We start from the raw sequence: 22,369 nt of genomic DNA on the forward strand, positions 1-22,369 counted from the left end.
GTTCAGAGTTCAGGGTTCAGAGTTCAAGCTTTAGCTTGCCGGTTCAGTGTTCAGGGTTTCAGCCTTTAGCCTATCTTTGTCAGGTTCCGCAAGCTACAACTTGAGCTCTGAACCCTGAACCCTGAACCCAGAACTCTGAACCCGGAACTCTGAACTCTGAACCCGGAACTCTGAACCTGCTTGATAGCCTCACAACGCCCCGTTAGACTTTCCCCTCTATGCAAACTCGTTCAGCCGAATTCGCTATCATCGGGGCAGGACCGGCAGGCGCTCATCTCGCATCGCGCCTCGCCGCTGAGGGCCGCGACGTAGTCCTGTTTGATCCAAAAGGCGCGTGGGAAAAACCTTGTGGCGGCGGCGTCCCAACCCGTGCCATTCGCGAATTCGCATTTATCCTGGAGAGCTCGAGCTACCCACGAAAGCTCGTGCGTCAAATAACGATGATCTCGCCTTTGGAGCGGCGCGTTACGTTAAAGCTCGACGAACCTTTCGCCGTTTACTCGCGACAAGTCCTGAACGGTTTGGTTCTCGATCGAGCGATCGAGGCGGGCGCCGAGTTCGTGCGCGAAGGCGTGTCGGACTTCTCTCGCGAGCCTGATGGCTGGACTCTCTCCACCCACGCCGGAAATCAGTGGCGCTCCAGATTCTTAGTCGGGGCCGACGGCGCGGCAAGTTTCACGCGTCGCCGCCTCATCGGTATATTTCCAAAGAAAGACCTCGCGTTGGCTTTTGGATACAACATCGCGTGCGCCGATGCGGACGAGAATCCACATTCAAACGGAAGCGAAGCACAACAGCGCGGACCGTCAATGGACGAAGTGGTCGTACGCTTTCCGAGAGACTTCACAGGCTACTTATGGGCTTTCCCTCGGCCGGGCGTGATGAACTTTGGCGTCGCATCGAAGCTCGGCGAGCGCACCTCCGGCGAGCTGCGAACGCTGCTGATCGATTTCGTTCGCGGCTACTATGGCGGAAGCATGCCCGAAGCCGCTCGTGTCAGCTTCTTTGGCGCGAAGATTCCCACGCTCGACCTTGCGAGCTGGAAAGACCTGCGAGCCAGCGGAGACGGATGGGCGTTGATTGGCGACGCGGCCGGGTTTGCGGACCCGATAACTGGTGAAGGGATCTACTACGCGTTCAAGTCGGCGGACCTCTTGGCTGATGCAGTGCGCCACGCACACCGAACCCCCGATCGGCATGACACCGGCGAATCGCAAAATGGATCATCAAGCACTTACCAGCGGGCAGCCGATTCTTACGAGACAATGTGGCGTCATGCTTTTGGGCGCGACCTCGAACACGCCTCCTTCCGGCTTCCACACTTTTACCACGGCCGGTTCCTTGGGCGAATCTTCACTGACGCGACGATCAGATTGGCCCGGCATCATCGCGGCGTGCGAACAATTCTTGTGCGCGCACTTACGGGCGACCAGAGCTATGTAACTTTAAAACGGGATTTGCTCCGCCGCGCGTGGCAGGTGTTCTGATAGACCGATCTCGCAGCAACACTGCTTACTCCGCGCCCTTCGAACCAAATGTACCGTAGACTGTCCAGTCTGCGTGGCTGCATCCGCAGACTGGACAGTCTACGGTACATTTGGGACTTATCAACTAACAACTTCTCAACAACGGACCTGACTGCTACACTCGATGTCCATCTCGATGTTCATCCCTTCGTGGGATGGAAATGCGAAAGGAACTTGTCCCGTTCAATGGCAAAAGGTCGATCACCTCTCGTCATCATCTTCATTACCATCTTCATCGATCTAGTTGGGTTCGGGATTGTCATCCCCGTGCTACCGCTGTATGCCGAACGCTACGGCGCATCCGAAGCGACGGTCGGAATACTGCTCGCAAGCTACTCGGCGATGCAGTTTGTCTTCGCGCCGATTCTCGGGAAGCTATCCGATCGAGTAGGTCGGAGACCGGTCCTGCTCGTCAGCCTGATCGGGACCTCGATCGGATTCCTCATCATGGGCCTCGCGCCTCGAATGCCGGCAGGCTTCGTGCTATTTGGATTGGCTCCGACGCTCGTATGGCTCTTCGCAGCTCGAATCATCGACGGAATAAGCGGCGGCAACATCTCGACCGCGCAAGCCTACATCGCCGACGTCACCCCGCCCGAGGAGCGATCCAAGGGGATGGGGCTGATCGGCGCAGCGTTCGGTCTGGGCTTTGTTTTCGGACCGTTAATCGGCGGAGTGCTTAGCCGCATCTCGCCGGAAGCTCCATTCTTCCTTGCGGCGGCGATGGCGGCTGCGAATGCGACTGCTCTTTACTTCCTTCTGCCGGAAAGCCTCTCGCACGAGCATCGAAGCGAGGCTCGCCGAGGAGGCTTCTTGCAGATAATGGAGCAGTCCGGGAGCTGGCAGCTCGGCGCAGTGGTGGCCACATACTTCTTTGCGACGGTTTCCTTTGCGATGATGACCGCGACTTTCGCTCTATTTGCGGCGCATAGATTCAAGTTCGATGCGTGGCATACGGGCTTCCTGTTCGGGTATGTCGGAGTGATAGGCGCAGTGATACAGGGCGGTCTGCTGGGGCGACTCGTAAAAAAGTTTGGCGATAAGTCCCTGGCCGTGACCGGCACCGCGATCTTTGCCGCGAGCGTGTTCTTTTTTCCGCTGAGCCAGACGGTGACCGCCCTGATCATCGCAAGCACCGGAGTCGCGATCGGCAACAGCCTGATGACGCCGACGCTGAACGGTCTGGCGTCCAAAAGCGTGAAGGCATCCCGGCAAGGTCGTGTGCTTGGCTTGATGGCTTCTGTGGCTAGCCTCGCCCGAATCATCGGTCCAGTGCTTGGCGGCACACTGCTGAGCCGTGACCCGGACTTCAGTTCGCATTACGGGCGAACGCCTTATTGGACAAGCGCTGCCATCATGCTGATCGCGCTCGGGCTGGCAATGACCGTTCGCGCAAGCGGGGAGAGTGCGGAGCGTGCAGGGCCGCGAATCGAACCCGAAGGTCCGGAAGAGGCGTGATCGAGTAGTATCTTTGTTCTCTTGGGACTAATGGCATAGTCGCCATCTCTTCGGGATTCGAGTTGGGCTTTAATGGTTCGCCCTTTAGGCTGAACCTGCACTTTGTCTCATCAGCTTCGGAGGTGAAACATCCTATGTATTTCTTGAGCGTTTGGATTCACATTCTGGCGGCGGCTGTGTGGACAGGCGGCCTGATCTACACCGCGGCGGTAGTCGTTCCCTTCGCGCTTTCGCATCCGGTCGAGGAGCGCCAGCGAATCCTCCGCAGCCTCGGACGCAGATTTCGGCGCATAGCGTGGGGCTCGATCGTTGTTTTGATTCTGACCGGCATCGGGAACCTTGTGCTGCGTCTGACCCCAATCAAGTTTTCGCAAATCCTCAACGGCGACGTGTTCAACCCCGACAAGGTAGAGCGGCTGATAGCGATTTGGCTTCCGTGGAAGCTAATGCTTGTAGTCGTCACGATCGGGCTGATGGCATTTCACGACATCACCAGCATTCGAGCCGCAAGACGACATGAAGGCACGCCCGAGAGCGCGCCCGGCAGTCGCGCGGGGTCGCGTGCTGCTGCGCTCGCAACTCTCGTGGCGATACTCGTATTGTACGTATCGGTGCGCCTGGTGCGCGGCTGACACAGAGAACGCTTGCGTGAAACTTGTAATAGCAAACGGGCGGCACCATAGCGCGAAAAGCCGCCGAGTTGGCTCGACGGCTTAATCGAGTTTCAGTCGAAGCGTCACAGGCTCCGATTTCAGTCCGGTGGAACCTTCCGAACCGCTCAGCCCGCGATTAAGGCTGTCTGAAGTCTGAACGAGGTTGGCCACACGCGCCCGGGCAAAGGGCGAGGCCGGAAGGCGAGCCGCTTGCTTGGCGGCTCCAGCGGAGGCGGCTGCGCAGCTACAACGAACAGACCTGCCACACCCGCTGGTCTTCAAGGTTTTTGTTTATCGAGTTGAGCGGCGAGATTCGCTGTCAGGGCCGATGCTAGCTACGCTTGGTCTCCCGCCGCTTCTTCTCTTCCCCTGCGGTTGTGCGCTCCTGGATACCCTTTAGATACTACTCATTTCGTATCCTGATTGAGGCGCTGCCGCCTTGCAAGGCAGCTTCAATCTCGAGTCCGTCGCACTTCAGAACTTTGTTGGGATTCTCGCTTGGTCCAACCATCCAGGCTTGCGTGCCTGGTAGCTTGAACATCTCCGCAACCTTTGCGACCCATTCATCAATCGTGCTCATGGTCGCGTCGGCATACGTGACACTGAAATCCACTACTCGGCCCTTGTGTAGACCGACTGAGACTGAAAGAACATCGGTGAACTGCTCCTTCGCGGCGTCAGTGGCCGGGTCGAACGATAGATACGCAGTCTCATTGCTGGTAGCCGCCATTGCTCGCTCGCGAGCGTCCCTCATCGTTTTCGGCTCGTTCGCCCACCTTTTAGCACTGCCTGGAAACAAGGCTAGTAACTGTTCAGTGCTCATGCCCAGCCGAAGACCACGAACGCTTGGGGAATTGTCCTTCGTCAGACTGCACTTGGATTGGCTTAGTGCTTGTGAGTTTGCCGAAAGCGTCACAAACACAAGCATGAAGAAAGCCATAGCACGCTTATTCATGTTTTCCTCCTTTCTTCTCGCGGTATGTCACGCCATCCATCCGACTCACTGCCCCTGATGTGGTTTAGATCAGATCAGTTTCTAGGTGCTTGCATCTAGCCGTAGAAGCCGACAATGGCTGGCATTTACACGAACATGCTTTTCTCGATGACCACCAGTACATAGACATCTGCCCGCTTTCCTCGCTCAACTGCCTTCTCTGAGGTGCCGTTGTCGCAGGAGGAGCGCAGTCGAACAAGAAGGCTGCACGATGCATATTACGAGGAAGTGCGGACGCGAGCAAGCTGATTTGGAGTATTCGACACAGATCAGCATCCAAGGATAGGCGAACTCGAATTCCATCGGCTGTCTCTGCGGTCTTTGAAGGTGTGGCCTTTTGTTCGCGGGCCGTCGCAGCGCCAGCCGCGACCTCCTTGGAATAACTCCTTTCTGGTGGATACGTTTCTTCGTGAAGGCGCCTGCGGCCCGACTCTTGGGAAGCAATAATACGAATTTTCTTGACATTGACTGGGCAGTAGGGTTATATACACAGCGCATTTCTCTCCGGACTCAATTTTTCAGTGGGAATAATCCGTTATGGCCTGCTTCACAGGCTGACAATATCTGTCTGTCAACCTATCCTCACATTTGGTTGACGAGGCCCTATTCAGGCAACAAGTCGATCTTACAAGGTGTACTCGGGGTCGGCTTCATTAGGCCGCGCACAACGCGGGCGCGGCATCGACCAGGCTCGGTTACAGATCGGGCAACAAGAACAATCTCAGCGTTTACCCCGGCAGTTCCCCTGGAAGGGACACTGTCTTTTGCCAACAAAGGAGGATCTCAGATGGCGAACATCTCTAAGAGAAATAGAAGGAGAGAGAAAGAGATAATGGACGCGTCTAAGAACAGGCGCGAGATAATAGCAGCACAGTTCAGCAGGCGCGACCTGATGAAAATGGGGCTGTTGACTACCGCCGGCTTTCTAATCCCTAAGAACGGGTTGAGCGCTCGCGCCCCCCAATTCGGCGGTGGCGGGTTCGGCGGTAACTGCTTCGGTTTCTACGGTCAGGGAGGCACGCCCGTAAGCCCGCCGACCACGCCCTACCTCGAAGCGATGCCCATCCCGCCTATCGCGCAGCCTGTTCTAAATGCAGATGCCTTGACCGGGCCCTTGCCCCAGGCGGCACCAAACACTGCTGCCGGTGAGGGTCGGACTCGCACACATCAGGCTTTCACCACACTTCCGCCGCAAAAGTACTATGAAGTCCACCAAATAGAAGCCAACATCTCTATGCACCCGCAGCTTCCGGTGCAAAAACTGTGGACGTTCAACGGCACTGTGCCGGGTCAGACTTATGTTTCCCAGTATGGGCAGCCGAATCTCGTTCGCAACTTCAACGATTTGCCGGCCAACAATGGCGGCTTCGGAATACAGTCCGTCTCGACTCACCTTCACAACGGCCATACCCCGTCGGAAAGCGATGGCTTCCCCTGCGACTTTTTTGGAGTAACGAAGTGGTATGACCAGCACTATCCGAATGTGCTGGCCGGTTTCGCCTCGACGCACCCGCCCACCGGCGACATAAACGAGTCGATGAGCACCCTGTGGTATCACGACCACCGCGTCGATTTCACAGCCCAGAACGTCTACAAGGGACTGGCCGGTTTCTACCTGCTGTTCAACCAGTTCGACACCGGCAACGAGACGACTGGCTTTCGTCTGCCCACCTTCCCCGACTTCGATATACCGATGATGTTCAATGACAAGATTTTCGATCCTACTACCGGCTTGCTGGTCTTCGACCTGGCAAACCGGGACGGCATCCTGGGAGACAAGTTTCTTGTCAACGGGAAGATTCAGCCGTTCTTCAACGTCAAACGGCGCCGGTATCGTTTCCGCTGGCTCAACGGCGGGCCGTCACGCTTCTACCAGTTCTACATCACTAAGCAAGACAACACCAATCACAACTTCTGGGTGATTGCCAATGACGGCAACCTGTTGCCCAACCCTGTCCTGACGAGTAACGGCGTCCGCATAGCGGTAGCCGAGCGTATGGATGTGATCGTCGATTTCTCGTCGTTCGCCGCGGGGACCAAGTTGTATATCAATAACCGTCTGGAGCAATGCGACGGGGCTGGACCGACCGATAATATCGTTTCCGCAAGCCAGGGGAACAAGGTGCTCGAGTTCCGAGTGACTTCCGACGCCGTCAGCGATGGCAGCGTAAACCCCGCCACTAACCCTAGCTTCTACGCTGTTCCGGCGAGGGAGCCGGAAGACGAGACTCGGTGCTTCAAATTCGACAGGGAGAATGGCCAGTGGGTCATCAACGACGAAGTCTTTGCCTGCGACGATGTTCGCTTCAAAGTGAAGCGCAACGACGCTGAGATCTGGAACCTCGAGGGCGGCTTCAACTGGCAGCACCCGATCCACATCCACTTCGAAGAGCACCAAATCGTCAAACGGAACGGGAACACGCCGACGTTGATCGAGAGGGGCCGCAAGGACGTCGTGAGGCTCGGTGAGAACGACGATGTCGAGCTCTTCTTCCGCTTCCGAGACTTTGTCGGGCGCTACCCGATGCACTGCCACAACACGATTCACGAGGACCACGCGATGATGCTCAGGTTCGATATCGATGATGTAGGGAACTCCAACGAATCTGATTGCGGACGCCGCTTCTAGGCTTCGCGTTTCCTCGGCATGGCTTTACGAGTCGTGTATGGACCGCAATGTGAAATGCGTGAAAGGAGATAATCATGGCACGTATGAATAGAAGAAGTTTGCTTGCGGCGTTGGCGGTGACGCGGTCATCCAGAGTCGATGACCAATCGCGCGCAGTGACAAGGGCGCGTTATTTCCCCAACGTCGAGCTGACGACGCACGAAGGAAAGAAAGTACGGTTCTACGATGACCTGATCAAAGACAAGATCGTGGTCATCAACTTGATGTACGCCGATTGTGAGGGCATCTGCCCCACAATCACAGCCAACCTGGTGAAGGCCCAGAAACTCCTCGGGGCGCGAATAGGGCGCGACATATTCATGTACTCGTTGACGCTCAGCCCGGAGAAGGATACGCCGGCGGCGCTCAATCATTACGCGAAGATGCATGGGGTGAAGCCGGGCTGGCAGTTTCTCACCGGCAAGCCCGAAGACATAGAGATGCTGCGGCGGAGTCTGGGATTCTCCACTGGCAACCAGAAGCTGGACAAAGACAAGACGAACCACATCGGCATGGTAAAATACGGGAACGAGCGCCGAGAGTGGTGGGGCATGGTCCCCGGCAAGGCCAAGCCTACATGGATCGTCGAGTCTATCCTCTGGATGGATGAGACGAATGTAAAGCCACCCGCAGGCTAACCACCAGCAGTGAGTAAGACTCGCTTTGAAGCAAAGGAGGACGAACATGAAACAGAATCCTGATGTGAGGAGAGGATCAGTCATTGCTCTGCTTCTGGTGGTTGCTGCAATGGTCGGGCCGGGCATCTCCATCTCGCGAGCGCAGCAGGCCCCCGGCGACGGCGTGCAGAAGGCAGCAAATCGATCGAAGAGCTTTCGTGTGCCTGGCGGCCCTGACGCAATAGCATTTGATGGCCGGAGCATCTGGGTAGCAAGCCACATCAGTAATACCGTGACCAAGCTAAGAGCTAAAGATGGAGTCGAGCTCGGTAAGTTTGATGTGGGCCAGCGCCCGGTTGCACTTGCCTTCGATAGAAGCAACATCTGGGTGGCAAATCTTTTCGAGAACACGGTGATGAAGCTGCGCGCGTCGGATGGGGTTGTCCTGGGAACGTATCGAGTCGGGAAGCAGCCCACGGCGTTGCTCTTTGACGGAGCCAACGTCTGGGTGGTCAATAAGCAGAGCGGCACTGTGACCAAGCTGCGCGCTAGCGACGGCAGCAGCCTTGGCACTTTTAAGGTCGGCTCAAGCCCCATGGCGATAGCCTATGATGGAGCCAACATCTGGGTGACCAATAATGGAGCAGGCAGCGTGACCAAGCTGCGTGCGAGCGACGGAGAAGTGCTCGGCACGTTCAATGCAGGGAGCAGGCCCATCGGCATCGCGTTCGATGGAGACAACATATGGGTGGCTAACTTCTATGGGAGTAGCCTGACGAAGCTACAGGCCAGTGATGGAGCCATCCTCGATACCTACCCAGTGCAAGACGGCCCGACCGGTGTTACTTTCGCCGGCGGATACATCTGGGTATCCAACTACGGAGCCAGCACCGTCTCCAAGATAGAGCCGCGCGATGGGTCCCTGGTCAGCAGCTTTGTTGTCGGCAAAGGTCCATCGCCGGTTCTGTTCGACGGACGCAACATCTGGATCGCAAGCTCCGGCAGCAATTCAGTACTAAAAATGCGTCAGAAAGATTCTCAATCAATGAACTGATGGCGAGGGTTGCGCCGGCACTGAAGCACAACAATCTTTGCCAACCAACTTCGGGCGGCGCTGGTTCTTGCCACGCCGCCCTTTCTACGAAAGGAGAGCCGGCGATAGAGCCGCGTAGGCCAAAGTTCGTAGTCCCGCCTTCAGGCGGAAGTTGGTATCCTGACGACGACCTTCCGCTACAAGCTTCCGCCTGAAGGCGGGACTACGAACTTGGGCAGTGAATCTCTGCTCGTCGCGCAATTACTCTTCTTCCGTCGGTCTGATTCTTCCTTCTTCCTGCGCCTTGTGGATGATCTTCTGCGCGATCAGCGCGGGCACTTCATCGTAGTGGTCAAGCTCCATCGTGTACGAACCGCGCGCGCCGGTGATCGAGTTGAGGGTCGATTGATAGGACAGCATCTCAGACAAAGGCACTTGGGCCTTGACCACTGCCTGGTTCCCCTTAGTATCCATACCGGAGACGCGGCCTCGGCGCGAGTTGATGTCGCCGAGTATGTCGCCTGAGTGTTCCTGCGGTGTAGTTATCTCGACGTTCATCACCGGCTCGAGCAACACAGCCTTCACCCTCTCAATCGCAGTACGAAACGCCTTGCGCCCCGCCATCTGAAACGAATGATCGTCAGAGTCTACCGCGTGAAACTTTCCGTCGATCAGCTCGACTTTGAAGTCGATCATTGGATAACCGGCAATCGCTCCGCGCGCCGCGGCGTCCTTGATTCCCTTCTCTACCGCCGGCCTCCACTGTTGCGGTATTGAACCCCCAAAGATCTTGTCGACGAACTGGAACCCTTCGCCGCGAGGCACGCCTTCAAATATGCAAGTCGCCTCGGCGAACTGGCCGCGGCCCCCTGTTTGTTTCTTGTGACGTCCGACAATTTCGGCGCGGCCCCTGAAAGTTTCGAGGTAAGCCACCTTGGGAGGATGAAGCTCGACTTCAACGCCGTAGCGCCGTTTCAACTTATTCACCGCGACTTCGACGTGAGTTTGTCCCGAACCGGAAAGCAAAAACTCATTCGTTTGAGGTTCGCGATCAAATCTCAGCGCCAAATCCTCCTCGAGCATCTTGTGAAGGGCCTGCGAGAGTTTGTCTTCGTCGCTGCGCGTTTTCGCCGTGATGGCAAAAGCGACGGCGGGCCTCGGAAAGTGAACGGTCTCATAAACGATCGGCGAAGCCTTATCGCAAAACGTATCGCCGGTGTGAGTCTCTCTCAGCTTGGTTACCGCGATGATGTCGCCTGCGTGAGCTTCCGGGACCTTCTCGAGCGCTTTGCCCTGGATCACATGCAGCGGGCCGAGGCGTTCGCTTGTGTTCTTGGTTATGTTGTACACGTTGGCATCGGACTTGGTGTGCCCCGAAAAAATCTTGAACACAGTGATGCGGCCGGCGAACGGATCGGCAACGGTCTTGAATACCAGTGCCGAGAATGGAGCGATGTCTTTCACTTCTCGCTCGATCCACTCATCGCTGTCGGTATTGGGATGGCCCTTCGCTGGCCCGAGTTCATCAGGGGCTGGAGCCAGTTCGACCAGAGAAGTCAGCAGCGGCTGGATGCCGATATTCGGAATGCCGGATGCGACCAGGATCGGAAATAGCCTGCGCTCGGTGATCGCGGCTTTTATACCCGGAATCAACTCTTCGTCGCTGAGAGTGCCGTCGGCGAAATATTTCTCCATCAACGCCTCGGAGCTCTCGGCGACAACGTCTATTATTTTTTCACGCGCGGTCTGCGCCGCATCCTTGAGATCATCGGGTATCTCGCCCTGGGTGGCTTTCCCGGTGCCGTCTGCTTCGTAGGTGTAAGCGCGCAGGTGAACGAGGTCGATCACCCCGCGGAAGCCATGTTCGCTTCCGATGGGCATTTGAATCGGCACTGCCGAACGGCCGAATGCCTCGGTGATGCCTGCAACCGCCTGGGCGAAGTCGGCCCGCTCACGATCCATCTTTGAAACGACGATCAGTCGCGGGATGCCGAACTCTTCCGCATAGCTCCATGCTTTTTCAGTTTGCACTTCGACGCCGCTCACAGCGTCGACGACCACAAGCGCCGAGTCGGAAGCGCGCAGCGCAGCCTTCGCGTCGAGTATGAATGCAGCGAATCCCGGTGTGTCCAGTATGTTGATCTTTGTTCCGTTCCACTCGCAGTAAGCGAGCGAGCTTATGATAGTCAGCTTCCGCGCAACCTCGTCTTCATCATAATCGGTGACGGTGGTTCCGTCGTCTACACGGCCTAATCGGTTGGTGGCCCCCGCGTCAAACAGCATCGCCGAAACCAGCGACGTTTTGCCTGCGTGGCCATGACCTACAATGCCAACGTTTCTGATCTCCTTCGTGCCATAGACCTTCATAGAATCGGTCTCCTTTTGATGAATGCTGGGGTTGTCCGGTCCTGCGGTGGCGCGGACGAGTCTCCGTCTGACACGGATTGCTCGTTGCGTATACTCGCTGAGTTAAACTTTCTCATCGCTTCCAAAGATGATGGCTGGCTGAGGATGAGTGCCGTCCGAGCTCTCGCCCAAGTGAGCTTATAACCGAGCAAGCTGGATGCGCAAGCGAGGAGGCGTTTGAGGTGCGTGTCGCTTTTTCTCGCCTTGAGTGTTCATCATCAAGGCCGCTACAATCGCCAGTCCGAGAGGGTTGCTGCACCGTCTTTCCTCAGATGAAGAGAAGCAAACACGAAGACGTACTTTCCAATCAGACTGCCGAGTCTCGCGTTAAGGTGCGCTATGCCGAGACCGACCAGATGAAAGTGGCCTATTACGCGAACTACTTCATTTGGTTCGAAGTGGGCCGCAGCCAGTACTGCAACGACTGCGGCTTCTCGTACCGCGACATGGAGCGAGAAACCGGTCTGTTTCTGATCGTCGCCGAGGCGAGTTGCCGCTACAAGACCCCGGCCCGATACGAAGACGAGTTGATCATTCGGACCAGAATCACCGAGCTCACGCGAAGAACTCTCAGGTTCAAATATGAGATTGAACGCACAGACCAGGCTGCGGTTGCCGTTGGCGAGACTCTTCACGTGCTGATCAACGCCGAGGGCCGGCCCTCGAGCTTCCCGGAGAAATACCTGGCGCTGTTGCGAGGGTAACTAGCATAGGCGCGACCCTGAGAATATTGAAAATTGAGAATTGAAAAATGACAATTGCAAATTGAGAACTTGCGGACCGAGTACGCGGGCCAGTTTTCAATTTGCAATTTTCATTTTTCATTTTTCAATTTTCAATGCTTTCGTCCCATGAGTATGCACCGTCTGATCTACCACAACGATCAAATCGTCGATGCAGCCGAGGTCAGGATCGCGCCGACAACGGCGGGGCTGCTTTACGGTTGGGGCGTGTTTACAACCTTGCGGATTTACGACGGCAAAGCCTTTGCCTTCGATCGCCACTGGAAACGGCTGATGCTTCATGCCGAACGGATTCGCCTGCCGGTGACTCTCGATCTCAAACAGGCCAGGCGCGCGATCCACAAACTGATCGCGGCAAACTCGGTAGAGCATGGAAGAGCAAGACTGACCTTGCTGAAAGGCGATGCAGGCGCGTGGCGTGTCGACCCCGGTCCGGAAACCGAGTTTCTGATTTTCACTTCTTCGGAAGTCCCGCGCGCTGCCGCTGATTTAGCGCTGACGTTGTCGCCTTATCGCCTGCTATCGACCGCGTTGCTCGCCGGGGTCAAGCAGACGGCGATGCTCGAAAACCTGTTTGCTCTCGAGGAGGCCCGAGCGCGGGGCTTCAATGAGACAGTGCTGTTGAACGAGCGTGGAGAGATCGTGTCGGCGGCGGCCGCAAACATTTTCTGGGTGCAAGGCGACGAAGTTTTCACGCCATCGCTCGGGACCGGTTGCGTGGCGGGCATCACCCGCCGGTTTATTCGCGAAATAACGACGCAATGGAAACTTCACCTTGTGGAAGGAAGTTTTCCAGTCCAGAGATTGCTCGATGCGAGAGAAGTGTTTCTCACTTCAACCGCGCGAGAGGTGACCCTGGTTTCGAGCTTCGACTCCAAGGAGTACAGCAACAAGCAGGCTCGCATTGCGAAGCTCATCGGCCGAGAATTCCAAAAGCTGGTGCGTGATGCTACGATCGGTTCTTGAGCGAGCAGACCGGTCTAACAAGGGGGAAGCTAATTTTGGAGATCAATGATCCGGAAGCAATAGACACAATTCTAGACGAAATGAAAACAATCGCGGTCGTCGGTCTGTCGTCCGACGCGACGCGCCCGAGCAACAGCGTGTCGCGCTACATGCAATCGCACGGCTATCGAATCATCCCGGTGAACCCGAACGAGACCAGCGTTCTGGGAGAAGAGGCTTACGCACAGCTTGAAGACGTGCCCGACAAGATTGATCTTGTGAACATATTTCGGCGGAGCGAAGAAGCGGGTCACCACGTCGATGAAGCAATTCGACTGGGCGCTCGAGGTGTGTGGCTTCAAGAAGGAGTGATTGATGAAGAAGCGGCTCGGCGTGCGCTCGATGCGGGACTCGCCGTCGTGATGGACCGCTGCATTCTGAAAGAACATCTCAAGCGAACGCGGTGAGATTCCTTCTTGTTCAAGGTCTCCGCCTGCGGCAGTGGGATATGTACGACGATGGAGGTGTACCACGATGGAGAATCAAGACCTGTCTTACGAGTTAATGAAGTATGAAAATCAGTGGGTGGCCATACTGGAGCCCGAAGAGAGGATTGTCGGAACAGGGGCGGACGCCTATGAGGCACAGCAAGACGCGCAAAGAAATGGCTATTCTGAAGTGCTCTTGATGCGCGTCCGTTCGGCGGATCAACACTATGCTTTGAAGTTAGGCATCTGCAATACGGTGGTTCAATCAACCGTCGCTGTCGCCGGGTGAAGAATGATGTCATACGTCGGGCGATTCGAGCCGTCGCAAAAGAAGACTCCCCGTGGCGAGTAGGCGATCCGGTCTGGGCGCTTCATATCCGTCACGTATCCACAGGAGACCGCAACGATTCCCCATTCCGCCAGCGGCTTTACTTCGCCGCGCTCGCTAAGTGCGTTGCCATTGAGGTGCTGCCAGATCGCCAGGCCCTCCAATTCTTTGCCCGCCAACATTCCATCGCGGTCGTCGTCCAGCGCGGCCAACGCTTGGTAGCCGTTCTCCCAGAACATCCAGAACGTCACGTTGCCGAAGAGCTGCAGCGCCGAGGTGACCTTGCCCGTGTGGTGTGGATCGTTGACCAGCCAGCCGGCGTCTCGGGTAATCCAGGTCCAGCGCTTCTGCTGTCCCGTGCCGTCTGCGTCGAAGGACACATTGGCCGAGTGGTCCTCTAGATCGCGCGCGGCCAGGCTGTTTCGCAAGGGGATCACGATCGGCGTGACTGGCCTCGAGACCGTACCCATCAGCTTGATGCGTTCTTGGAGCGTATCGATTTCTCTCTTGTCCTCATCCTTGTCGAGCAATGGGATCATATAACCGGCCGCCTCTGCAGTCATCGAGTGCCAGCCGAGGCCTGCCTCCTTCAAGTCCTTCTCCTTTTCCCACGCAGCCTTGATGACCTTGCGGTATTTCCTGACTGCCTTCCGCTTCTGGCCCGATTGCTCAATGCACCACGCGTAACCAAGCGCCGCTGACAGGTTGTCTGGGGCCAGTTCGAGCACCTCCGCGTATCGATCGAGAGCTTTGGCCAGGTGCTCCTTGGCTGCCTTGAGCTTGGTGCTGTCATCGGTCGGCTTGACCGTGAACGGCACGTGTTGCGGCTCGTAACTGAACCAAACGCCCTCGCTCTCTCTGCCCTTCCATACCTGGGCGGACTCGGTTCTCAGGGCGTAGGCCATGGCATGGGCTCGGGCAAGGTTGAACCGGACCTCCGCGTTCTTCGGGTCGTTCTTCGCTAGTGCGTCAAGGTTCTTGATCAGCCGCGCGACCGGGACTTTGACCAAGTCCGGACCCGCGTAGCGCGCGCTTACAGGCTGAAGGGGCAGAGCCCATGCGAGCGCCAGCAGAAGGGTCGCGCCCGTCCATCGCGTTGGAAATCGGGTGTTCTGCATAGTGCGAGTCCTACTCAACCGATGAATTTAGTTGCGGGAGCATATGATTGACTTCACAGCCGCAGCACCTAACGCAGCCTTTCCGCACGCACCGTGAATGAAACCGTCGTCAACGTATCGCCTCTCTGAAACTGAGACCATATGCGATAGTTGCCGGGCCGAGGCAGGAACGCGATAAAAGTCGCGTCGGGCCCGCCGCGCAGCTTCGTCTGCTCAGCCGAGTCAGGAACAACCTCTTCTGGATGCGAGTGAACATAGTCGGACTGGTCTTCGCTGAGAATCAGCGTGTGGCCCCAGGCTCCGAGGTAAGGAATAAGATCGCGGACCGGCTCGGACGTCCTGGAATCAGTCAGATGATACTTGAGCGTGACGGGCTGACCGGCAATGATCTTGGAGGGCTCAAGCTTCAATTCGATCTTCATACCGTCGGCTATCCTGGTGAGTGACGCATCAGGCGTGAGCCGCGCACGCGCGCCGAGCAGGTCGCCTGTGTAGCCGGCGGTTGTGATGTTTTGTTGCAGCACCTGAGGGGCGCCTTCTCTGGGATAGAGATCGGAATAGATCTTGTAGCTCCCAGCTTGCGGGAGCACCGTCTCGATGGTGAAGCGTCCATCCGGCTCGAGCGTCGGATGAATGTGTTGGAACTCGGACATATCCTGGCTGACGATGAACAAATGAAAAAGCTTCTCGTGCAGGATATTAAACTCTCTCACCTGCTCTCCGGTCCTGGGATTGAAAATCGCAAAGCGCAGGCGGATCTTTTCGTTAGGCTTTGGCGTCTTGGGGGAGCACTCAACCTTTAGATTGAAGTCGTCGGTTATGCCGGGCGTCACCGGCACGAGAATCATCGAGCACTTGGGACATTTTCCCGGGGCAGTTGTTCGAATATCGGGGTGCATGCTGCAGGTGTACTCGCCGGTTTGCTGGACGACTTCACGAGTGCGCGAGCCCGACGCGGGCGGTTCATTGGCGTTACTTGTTTTGTCCTTGGAAGGCTTTTGGGCTACAAGCTTCATTCCGCACTTTGGGCACTTGCCCGGCTTCGACGACTGAACCTCCGGATGCATCGTGCACGAATAGACGGTGCTCTCCTGAAATGCGGATGAGGTCCGCTGAATCAGAAACGGAGTAACGAGAAACGAACTGATCAGAATTGCCAAAATGCGCAAAGTTGAACTCCTACAAAAGGGTTCGTAGTACGGCCTTTAGGCCGAAGCTTGTACTTGGTCACTGTCCCGTCATGGTGTTACAAACTTCCGCCTAAAGGCGGTACTACGAACGTTTCCTCAGCGTATCCACTGCGCGCTGTTGACTGCGTCGTCTATGGCCTGCTCCAGCTTCTCGAGCTTCGCGAGCACCTCAACGCCTCGGCATCCGTAGTAGTGTATTACGGACTTTGACGTCCCGTTAAGGGTGATCGAGGTGAGGGCCGAGGGGTGATCGGTCACCCACTGCTTACAATCATCTTCGGGTCTCTCATACCGGTCCTTCAGATCGAAATAATTGATCTTCTCGAACGCAACGATAAGCTCTCGAATCTGTTCTTGCGAGATGGCGGATTTCGCTGTGCCGACTTTCTTAACGAACCGGTTCCCCTCAAATAACACGCTACCGTCGGCCGATATCGTTAGCTTGTAAATCGGGCACATCCCGTAGCACCCGGTCCTCTCGAGCGTAATCAAAGTGTCTCGCGGAACGCCTTGCTCGCTCGACGCGCGCTTCTGGATTCGATTGCCTTGCCGCTCGTGGGCGAAGGCCGAGGGCGCAGCCAGTGCCGACAAAATGAGAAGCAGGTTGATCCGAGAGATTGTCCACATAGCCTTGAAGCTCGAAGTTTCATTATAGGATGGCGGGACGATCAGGCGCGAGGGGTCTACAGGGTTATCGTGAAGGCGTTCGAGCCCACACTCTCCGATGTAATCACTTGAATGCTGTTTTCACCCGCCCTGAGACCGAGTTTCTTCATCTTGCCTGTGAGCCTGATAGAAATGTCGGAGCTACTGGCGATGCGAATGCTTCTGTCTTCGCTGTTGATGATCACGCTCGGCGACTCACCGAAACCTGTGCCGTCGATTGTTAGTTGTTTCTTTCCATCAAACCTTATCGAGGTGATCGCCGGTCGCGCATTCGCCGTCAGTTCGAATGCGCCGCGCCCATAGGTCGCAACCTGAATCAGCCCGTTCTTATCCGCGGAAAAATCATGCACGACTACTGGCGGCATTCCGCGGTTGAACGAACGCCAGTCAGCGCCTCGTGTGGTCGAGCGAAAGACTCCGATGTCCGTTCCAAGGTAAATCGTATTGGAATTCGCCGGATCGATCAGCAACGTGCTAGCCGGCACATCCGGAAGACTGCCGCTTATGTCGGTCCACGTATCACCGGTGTCGGTGGTCCTGAAGACGTGTCCCGAGTTGAACCCGGAAACTGTCAGGTAGGCACTCGCCGGGTTCCCCGGATCAACCTTGATGCTGGTAATCGAGCGGTCGGGCAGCCCGCGAGTAATCTCATCCCAGCTTCGCCCGCCATTCGTACTCACCATCGCGCGGCCTTGGACCGAGCCGGTATAGATGACGTTGGTGTTCGACTCGGCGACGGCGATTGCGGACAAGACATCTCGACCTGCATCGGTGATGCCTTTGGTCAGGTCTAAAAAGCCGGCGGGGGCGAACCACGAGTCCCCGAGGTCCGCACTTATGAACAGCCGCCACGTTCCGAAATAGAGCGTCGCGTCAACTGCGTTGCCTTCGAACGGCGGATAGAATGCGATGCGCGGGCTATCGAACGGCTCGCCAAACGCGAAGTTGGATCCTATCTGAGCGTTGAAGGTCCGGCCGTCATTGACGAAGCGAAATATATCGCCGCGAACGTAAGTCAGGAAGACTATGCTTGGATCGAGCGGATCGATGACCGAGTGCCCCCCGTCTCCGCTTGATATCTCAGACCAGCTCGTAGAGTCTCCTGATCGCTGCTGAGTCCCGTTGTCTTGAGTGCCGCCGTAGGTGATCGCCGGATTGGTAGGATGCAGAGTGATGCCTACAAACTGAGTGAGCGTCAACGTCGAGTTCAGCGCTTGAAATGTTTCGCCCCCGTCGGTCGTCTTCGAAACGCCGCCGTCGTTGCCGAGATAGAATTCATTCCCGCCCGCGGGAGAGAACCCAAGCGCGTGTTGATCGGCGTGAGTCTTTGAGCCGCCGGGCGCATATTCAAAGATGCCGGCGCCGCCGTCGTAAAAGTTGAGCGTCAGGTTTCTCCAACTATCGCCTCCGTCGGTGCTCCTGTAGACGTCGCGCGAGCCGATGTAGATTGTGAGCGCATCGCGGGGGTCGGCAACAAGATAGGTGTTGTAGCCGAGTTGCGCGATATCGATTGTTGCAAGGTTGCGCTCGCTCCACGAGGCGCCCGCGTCGGTGCTGACCCTCAGGTGAGCTTCGGGGTTAGTTCCAACAAACCCGCCGAAGTAAACATAGATCGAATGCGGATCAGCGGGACTCACTGCAACTCTGATATCGCGGCGCTTGGTCAGCTCATATTGTGCCGTGAAAATGCTCGCCCAGGTGTTCCCAGCGTCGGTCGAGCGATAAAGGCCAAACGCAGGATCGACGTCTTTATCGATGCGAGAAAGACCCGCGTAAATAGTTTGCGAGTTGGCCGGATCAATCGTCACGTCACGAGCCGCGCCGGCAAGGGCTCTGGTCCAGGTGACTCCGCCATCGCTCGATATGTACACACCGCTCGCCGTGATCTTGTCGGCCGATACCTTCGAGTACTGCGCTAGGTAGACGCGATTCGGATTAACCGGATCGATCTCGAGCTTGGCGATCGTGCCCGGCGATGGAAGCGACTTGTTGCTGAGTCTAATCCACGTTGCCCCCGCGTCGGTCGACTTCAACACCCCGCTTCCGAGATAGCCGAGCTTGGTATCTCCCATCCCGGCGTACACTATTGAGGGGTTGCTCTTCGAGAAGGCGAGTGAGCCAACTGCCAAATCTACTTGATCGTCGGAAACCGGGACGAAGCTGCTGCCACCGTCCGTGGAGCGCCATATGCCGCCGGTCGAACTGCCGATCAACACCAGTTGCGAGTTCGCGGGGGACACGCCGACTGCGTTGACTCGTCCGCTTGTAAGCCCCCAGGCGTTGTACCAGGCGGAAACGGTTGGCGAAGGCCCGATTGCACGCCAGCTCTGCGCTGCCTGCGGGACGAATACGCTATTGAGGTGATATTCCGGCTGTGACTCCCACGCTTTCAGTCGCGCGTCGGGCGGGATCTTATTTGCGGGATACGTGCGCTGAAATGTAAACCAGTCGCTGCGGCCTTCCTGGTCTTCATCGAGGCCGGGTCCCGGCTCTGGTTCTGTCGCTGCTCGAACAAGCGATGTGCCGGGCCGCAAGCCGGGCAGGTGAAACAGGCTCTGGAAGTTGGTTGCAAGAACTCGCGTCGTCCGCTGCGTTCGTTCAACCGAGTGAGCGGTCGTAACAATGGCCGGCGAAGCTGAAAGCCGAAAGCCGCCCGACGCTACCGCGAGCGTGCAAGCCGCGAACAGCACTGCTTGCCGCGCCACGCGGCGATGAGAAGACGGGAAACGCAGCCTGGTTGTTGGTCGCCTCAGCATCACACAGAATCCTGGTTGGTCAGAATTGGCAGCGAGTTACGCCACAGTGCGAAAGCATAATCTCGATGCGGGGGCGTTTCAATCTAATTCGCGGCTTCGGCAGATTCGACCGCCGGAGCTTGCGTGGCCGATTCGTGCATCCAGCGACGCAGCTTCTCCATGTCTTTGGTGACGGTTCGCGACCCGGCGAATAGCACCAGCCCCAGCAACACGCCGAGCACCGGAATGACGTACAACGCCGAGTGCAAGCCCTGGGACGCAAACGGTCTCAGCGCTTCAAAGCTGGTATCGGTTACGCCGGCGGCTAATGCCGCGGTGCTGGTGAAATGACTGCTTAAGATCCCCATACCTATTGGACCGAGCGACGCGCCCAGCACGTACATCGCAAAGAAGTACAGCGCCATCGCCGTCCCTCGAAGCGACGGCTCGATTACGTCTTGAATTGTCGAGTAGACCGTCGAATAGTAGACGTACATCGAAGCCATGCCCAACCCTGCCAGGATCGTGAAGCTAACCATGTCTCCGACTGGAACGCCGAGTCCGAAATACATCAGCGGAACCGAGATGAATATCGCGACCGCGCCGACGATCAATCGCCCGTTCGGCTTCCGCCTCATGATGCTGTCGCCGAGCATCCCGCCAAGAATGAGACCGGGTATCCCCGAAAGCCCGTACACCACCATCGATATCATCCCTGCGTCGAATTTGTTGAGATGATGCACCCGTTGGAGAAACGACGAGAGAAATGTTCCGATCGCATACATATTGAAGTTGTGCAGCGCGCCCGACGCGATGAGCCACCACATCGTCGGGATCGATAGCACGAGGAGGTAAGGCGAGCCCTCGCGCTTTGCTCCGCTGATGTTGTGCAGCTCAGACGCCCCGCGCTTCGGTTCGTGAACGAACAACGCAAGCACAGCACAGATCAATCCAGGAATTCCGGCGATGTAAAATGCGGGCCGCCAACCGTAACGTTGAGCGAGCCAACCGCTGACGGCGAAGCTCAGAGCGATGCCGATCGGGAGGCCGAGCATGAAAACAGAAAGCGCCTTCGCGCGCCTCGCGGCAGGGAAGAGGTCGCCGATCAAAGAGGTCGAGGCCGGAGCGCACGCCGCTTCGCCAACTCCGACGCCCAGGCGCACGACGAAGAGCTGAGTGAAGTTCTGGGCGATGCCCGAAACGGCGGTGAATAAACTCCATACGAAGACGCCTGCGGACAGAATCCACGTACGCGTGAATTTGTCGGTCATCCTGCCGAGCGGCACGCCGACCATGGCATACAGCAGCGTGAAAGCGGTGCCGAGCGTTCCAAGCGCAGTGTCGCTCAGTTTCCATTCATCGCGAATGGTCTCGCCGACCGCGCCGAGCACTTGCCGGTCGAAGAAGTTCATCGTGTTGATCGCGAACAAAACCGCCAGCGCGAATGCTACTCTGCCCTTATTGGTCATTTCGATCTGCCTTTCCTTAACAAACCTCGAATACCCACAACGCCGGGTGGGGGATCGGCAACCCCAACGGGGTTGCATCTCTCAGCCCAAGGTTGCTGTACTCGGCTACCTTGGTGACGGTGGCATACCAAGCGCGGAGACAGTCCTTCGCGTCAACCCCGAGGGCGTTGCGGCCTACGGCAGCCATTCGCACTTCGGTCGCTAGTGAATCGACGCGCGAGTCGCAACCCCGTTGGGGTTGTGCCTCGTTGGATCATCTCTTGTCCCAGGGTAGGAGTACCAACCCTGGGGCTGATAGCTGCAATCCCTTTGGGATTGCCTCCCCGAGCTGCAAATAGGGGGATTCTGCGATCCTCGTGGTTACTTGAACGGGCAATCGCAATCTCACTTGCCTTGAAAGCTCGCCTTTCGCTTCTCGAGGAATGCCTTCACACCTTCAGCGAAATCGGCCGATTGAAAGCACACCCCTTGATTCACCGCCTCGAAGTCCAGCGCCGCCGCGAGGTCCGAAGTGAGCCCGTGATTCAGGCCTTCCTTGATCTTTCGCAGCGCGATCGGAGCGGCTTGCGCCAGTCGCGCGGCCATCGCAGTCACCGTCGAGTCGAGTTCCTCGAACGGCACGACTCGATTCACCAGTCCGAGAGCAAGCGCGTCATTGGCGGCGATGATTTCACCGGTGGCCATCAACTCGAACGCCTTCGCGTAGCCGACTGTGCGCGGGAGGAAGAAAGTCGAACCGCCATCGGGCATCAATCCGATCTTCACAAAGACCTGTCCGAACTTCGCCTGCTCGGACGCGATCAGAATGTCGCTCGCCAACGCATAGTTGCAGCCGACTCCGACAGCGTGCCCATGAACGCGAGCGATAATCGGCTTGGGCAGACGGCGCATCGCCAGAATTGTCGGATTAGTGTGCTCGCGCAGCGAGGCAGTGACGTCGATGCTTTTGATGTCGCGCTCGGAGGTAGCTTGCAGATCGGCGCCCGCGCAGAAGGAGTCGCCGGCGCCGGTTAGGATTACGACCTTGCTTTCGTCTTCGGCGGAGCGCTGGATTGCTTCGTGGAGCAACTCGACGGTCTCGGTATCAACCGAGTTACGGCGCTCGGGCCGGTTTATGGTGATGCGCTTTATGCCGTCTTCGAGCGTGACCAGCAGCTTATCACTCGATGCCATGCTGTTCCTTTCGCAATTGGAATGTGAGATGGGAGCGGGCGTATTCTCTTATAAAGCTAGTGGATTTGCAATGCGGGTGCAGCAGCACATCGAAACGTACAATCATTGACCAATCATGGCTCGGGTAGCTAGAATGCGCGTCATTTCAGATAAGGATTA

Annotated in this window: 19 protein-coding genes; 10 read left to right on the top strand and 9 right to left on the bottom strand. The window is 57.1% G+C overall.

The features are described 5' to 3' along the window. Positions 1-218: 218 nt before the first annotated feature. From AABO57_17370 to AABO57_17380, 3 genes are all read left to right on the top strand, one after another. Positions 219-1,487: an FAD-dependent monooxygenase gene (locus AABO57_17370; GenBank protein MEK6287516.1), complete on the top strand. Its 1,269-nt coding sequence runs from the start codon at positions 219-221 to the stop codon at positions 1,485-1,487. Between the two features lie 225 nt (positions 1,488-1,712). Then, positions 1,713-2,984: an MFS transporter gene (locus AABO57_17375; GenBank protein ID MEK6287517.1), complete on the top strand. Its 1,272-nt coding sequence runs from the start codon at positions 1,713-1,715 to the stop codon at positions 2,982-2,984. Between the two features lie 134 nt (positions 2,985-3,118). Next, positions 3,119-3,616, top strand: coding sequence for a CopD family protein (locus AABO57_17380; protein ID MEK6287518.1), 498 nt, complete (start codon positions 3,119-3,121; stop codon positions 3,614-3,616). 424 nt (positions 3,617-4,040) lie between these two features. Here the strand turns inward: AABO57_17380 and AABO57_17385 are convergent, their stop codons facing one another. Further along, complete coding sequence (locus tag AABO57_17385) at positions 4,041-4,592, bottom strand: hypothetical protein (GenBank protein MEK6287519.1); 552 nt, start codon at positions 4,590-4,592, stop codon at positions 4,041-4,043. Positions 4,593-5,418: 826 nt separating this feature from the next. Between AABO57_17385 and AABO57_17390 the strand changes: the two genes are divergently transcribed. The 3 genes from AABO57_17390 to AABO57_17400 all read left to right on the top strand — a co-directional run bounded on the left by AABO57_17390 (position 5,419) and on the right by AABO57_17400 (position 8,970). After that, positions 5,419-7,260 (top strand): multicopper oxidase domain-containing protein, encoded by a 1,842-nt coding sequence (locus AABO57_17390; GenBank protein ID MEK6287520.1) that lies wholly within the window; start codon positions 5,419-5,421, stop codon positions 7,258-7,260. 83 nt (positions 7,261-7,343) lie between these two features. Then, positions 7,344-7,937 (top strand): SCO family protein, encoded by a 594-nt coding sequence (locus AABO57_17395; GenBank protein ID MEK6287521.1) that lies wholly within the window; start codon positions 7,344-7,346, stop codon positions 7,935-7,937. A 46-nt stretch (positions 7,938-7,983) separates the two neighbouring features. Continuing rightward, a complete protein-coding gene (locus AABO57_17400; protein ID MEK6287522.1) occupies positions 7,984-8,970 on the top strand; it encodes a YncE family protein in 987 nt (328 codons plus the stop codon). A 240-nt stretch (positions 8,971-9,210) separates the two neighbouring features. Here the strand turns inward: AABO57_17400 and fusA are convergent, their stop codons facing one another. Continuing rightward, positions 9,211-11,316, bottom strand: a complete 2,106-nt coding sequence (gene fusA, locus AABO57_17405; GenBank protein MEK6287523.1) for an elongation factor G — start codon at positions 11,314-11,316, stop codon at positions 9,211-9,213. A 311-nt stretch (positions 11,317-11,627) separates the two neighbouring features. On the opposite strand from fusA, the gene AABO57_17410 reads away from it, so the two are divergent. The 4 genes from AABO57_17410 to AABO57_17425 all read left to right on the top strand — a co-directional run bounded on the left by AABO57_17410 (position 11,628) and on the right by AABO57_17425 (position 13,820). After that, the gene (locus tag AABO57_17410; protein MEK6287524.1) at positions 11,628-12,059 is read left to right on the top strand and encodes a thioesterase family protein; all 432 of its coding nucleotides are present in this window, start codon (positions 11,628-11,630) and stop codon (positions 12,057-12,059) included. A 147-nt stretch (positions 12,060-12,206) separates the two neighbouring features. Further along, on the top strand, positions 12,207-13,064 hold the full coding sequence (locus AABO57_17415) for an aminotransferase class IV (GenBank protein MEK6287525.1): 858 nt from the start codon (positions 12,207-12,209) through the stop codon (positions 13,062-13,064). A gap of 35 nt (positions 13,065-13,099) precedes the next feature. After that, positions 13,100-13,510: a CoA-binding protein gene (locus AABO57_17420; GenBank protein MEK6287526.1), complete on the top strand. Its 411-nt coding sequence runs from the start codon at positions 13,100-13,102 to the stop codon at positions 13,508-13,510. A gap of 67 nt (positions 13,511-13,577) precedes the next feature. Beyond that, entirely contained in the window at positions 13,578-13,820 is a 243-nt protein-coding gene (locus tag AABO57_17425) for a hypothetical protein (protein MEK6287527.1), read from the top strand. Here the strand turns inward: AABO57_17425 and AABO57_17430 are convergent. From AABO57_17430 to AABO57_17460, 7 genes are all read right to left on the bottom strand, one after another. Then, entirely contained in the window at positions 13,793-14,977 is a 1,185-nt protein-coding gene (locus AABO57_17430) for a hypothetical protein (GenBank protein ID MEK6287528.1), read from the bottom strand. The two genes, AABO57_17425 and AABO57_17430, sit on opposite strands and share 28 nt — an antisense overlap. 68 nt (positions 14,978-15,045) lie before the next feature. Further along, positions 15,046-16,146: a heavy metal-binding domain-containing protein gene (locus AABO57_17435; protein MEK6287529.1), complete on the bottom strand. Its 1,101-nt coding sequence runs from the start codon at positions 16,144-16,146 to the stop codon at positions 15,046-15,048. Between the two features lie 117 nt (positions 16,147-16,263). Continuing rightward, on the bottom strand, positions 16,264-16,794 hold the full coding sequence (locus AABO57_17440; GenBank protein MEK6287530.1) for a DUF6438 domain-containing protein: 531 nt from the start codon (positions 16,792-16,794) through the stop codon (positions 16,264-16,266). Between the two features lie 56 nt (positions 16,795-16,850). Next, positions 16,851-19,589 (bottom strand): hypothetical protein, encoded by a 2,739-nt coding sequence (locus AABO57_17445; protein MEK6287531.1) that lies wholly within the window; start codon positions 19,587-19,589, stop codon positions 16,851-16,853. Between the two features lie 83 nt (positions 19,590-19,672). Beyond that, a complete protein-coding gene (locus AABO57_17450; protein ID MEK6287532.1) occupies positions 19,673-21,037 on the bottom strand; it encodes an MFS transporter in 1,365 nt (454 codons plus the stop codon). Between the two features lie 16 nt (positions 21,038-21,053). After that, positions 21,054-21,224 (bottom strand): hypothetical protein, encoded by a 171-nt coding sequence (locus AABO57_17455; protein ID MEK6287533.1) that lies wholly within the window; start codon positions 21,222-21,224, stop codon positions 21,054-21,056. A 197-nt stretch (positions 21,225-21,421) separates the two neighbouring features. Next, a complete protein-coding gene (locus AABO57_17460) occupies positions 21,422-22,210 on the bottom strand; it encodes an enoyl-CoA hydratase (protein ID MEK6287534.1) in 789 nt (262 codons plus the stop codon). Positions 22,211-22,369: the final 159 nt, after the last annotated feature.

Source organism: Acidobacteriota bacterium, assembly GCA_038040445.1.
GTDB classification, from domain to species: Bacteria; Acidobacteriota; Blastocatellia; order UBA7656; family UBA7656; genus Onstottus_A; species Onstottus_A frigus.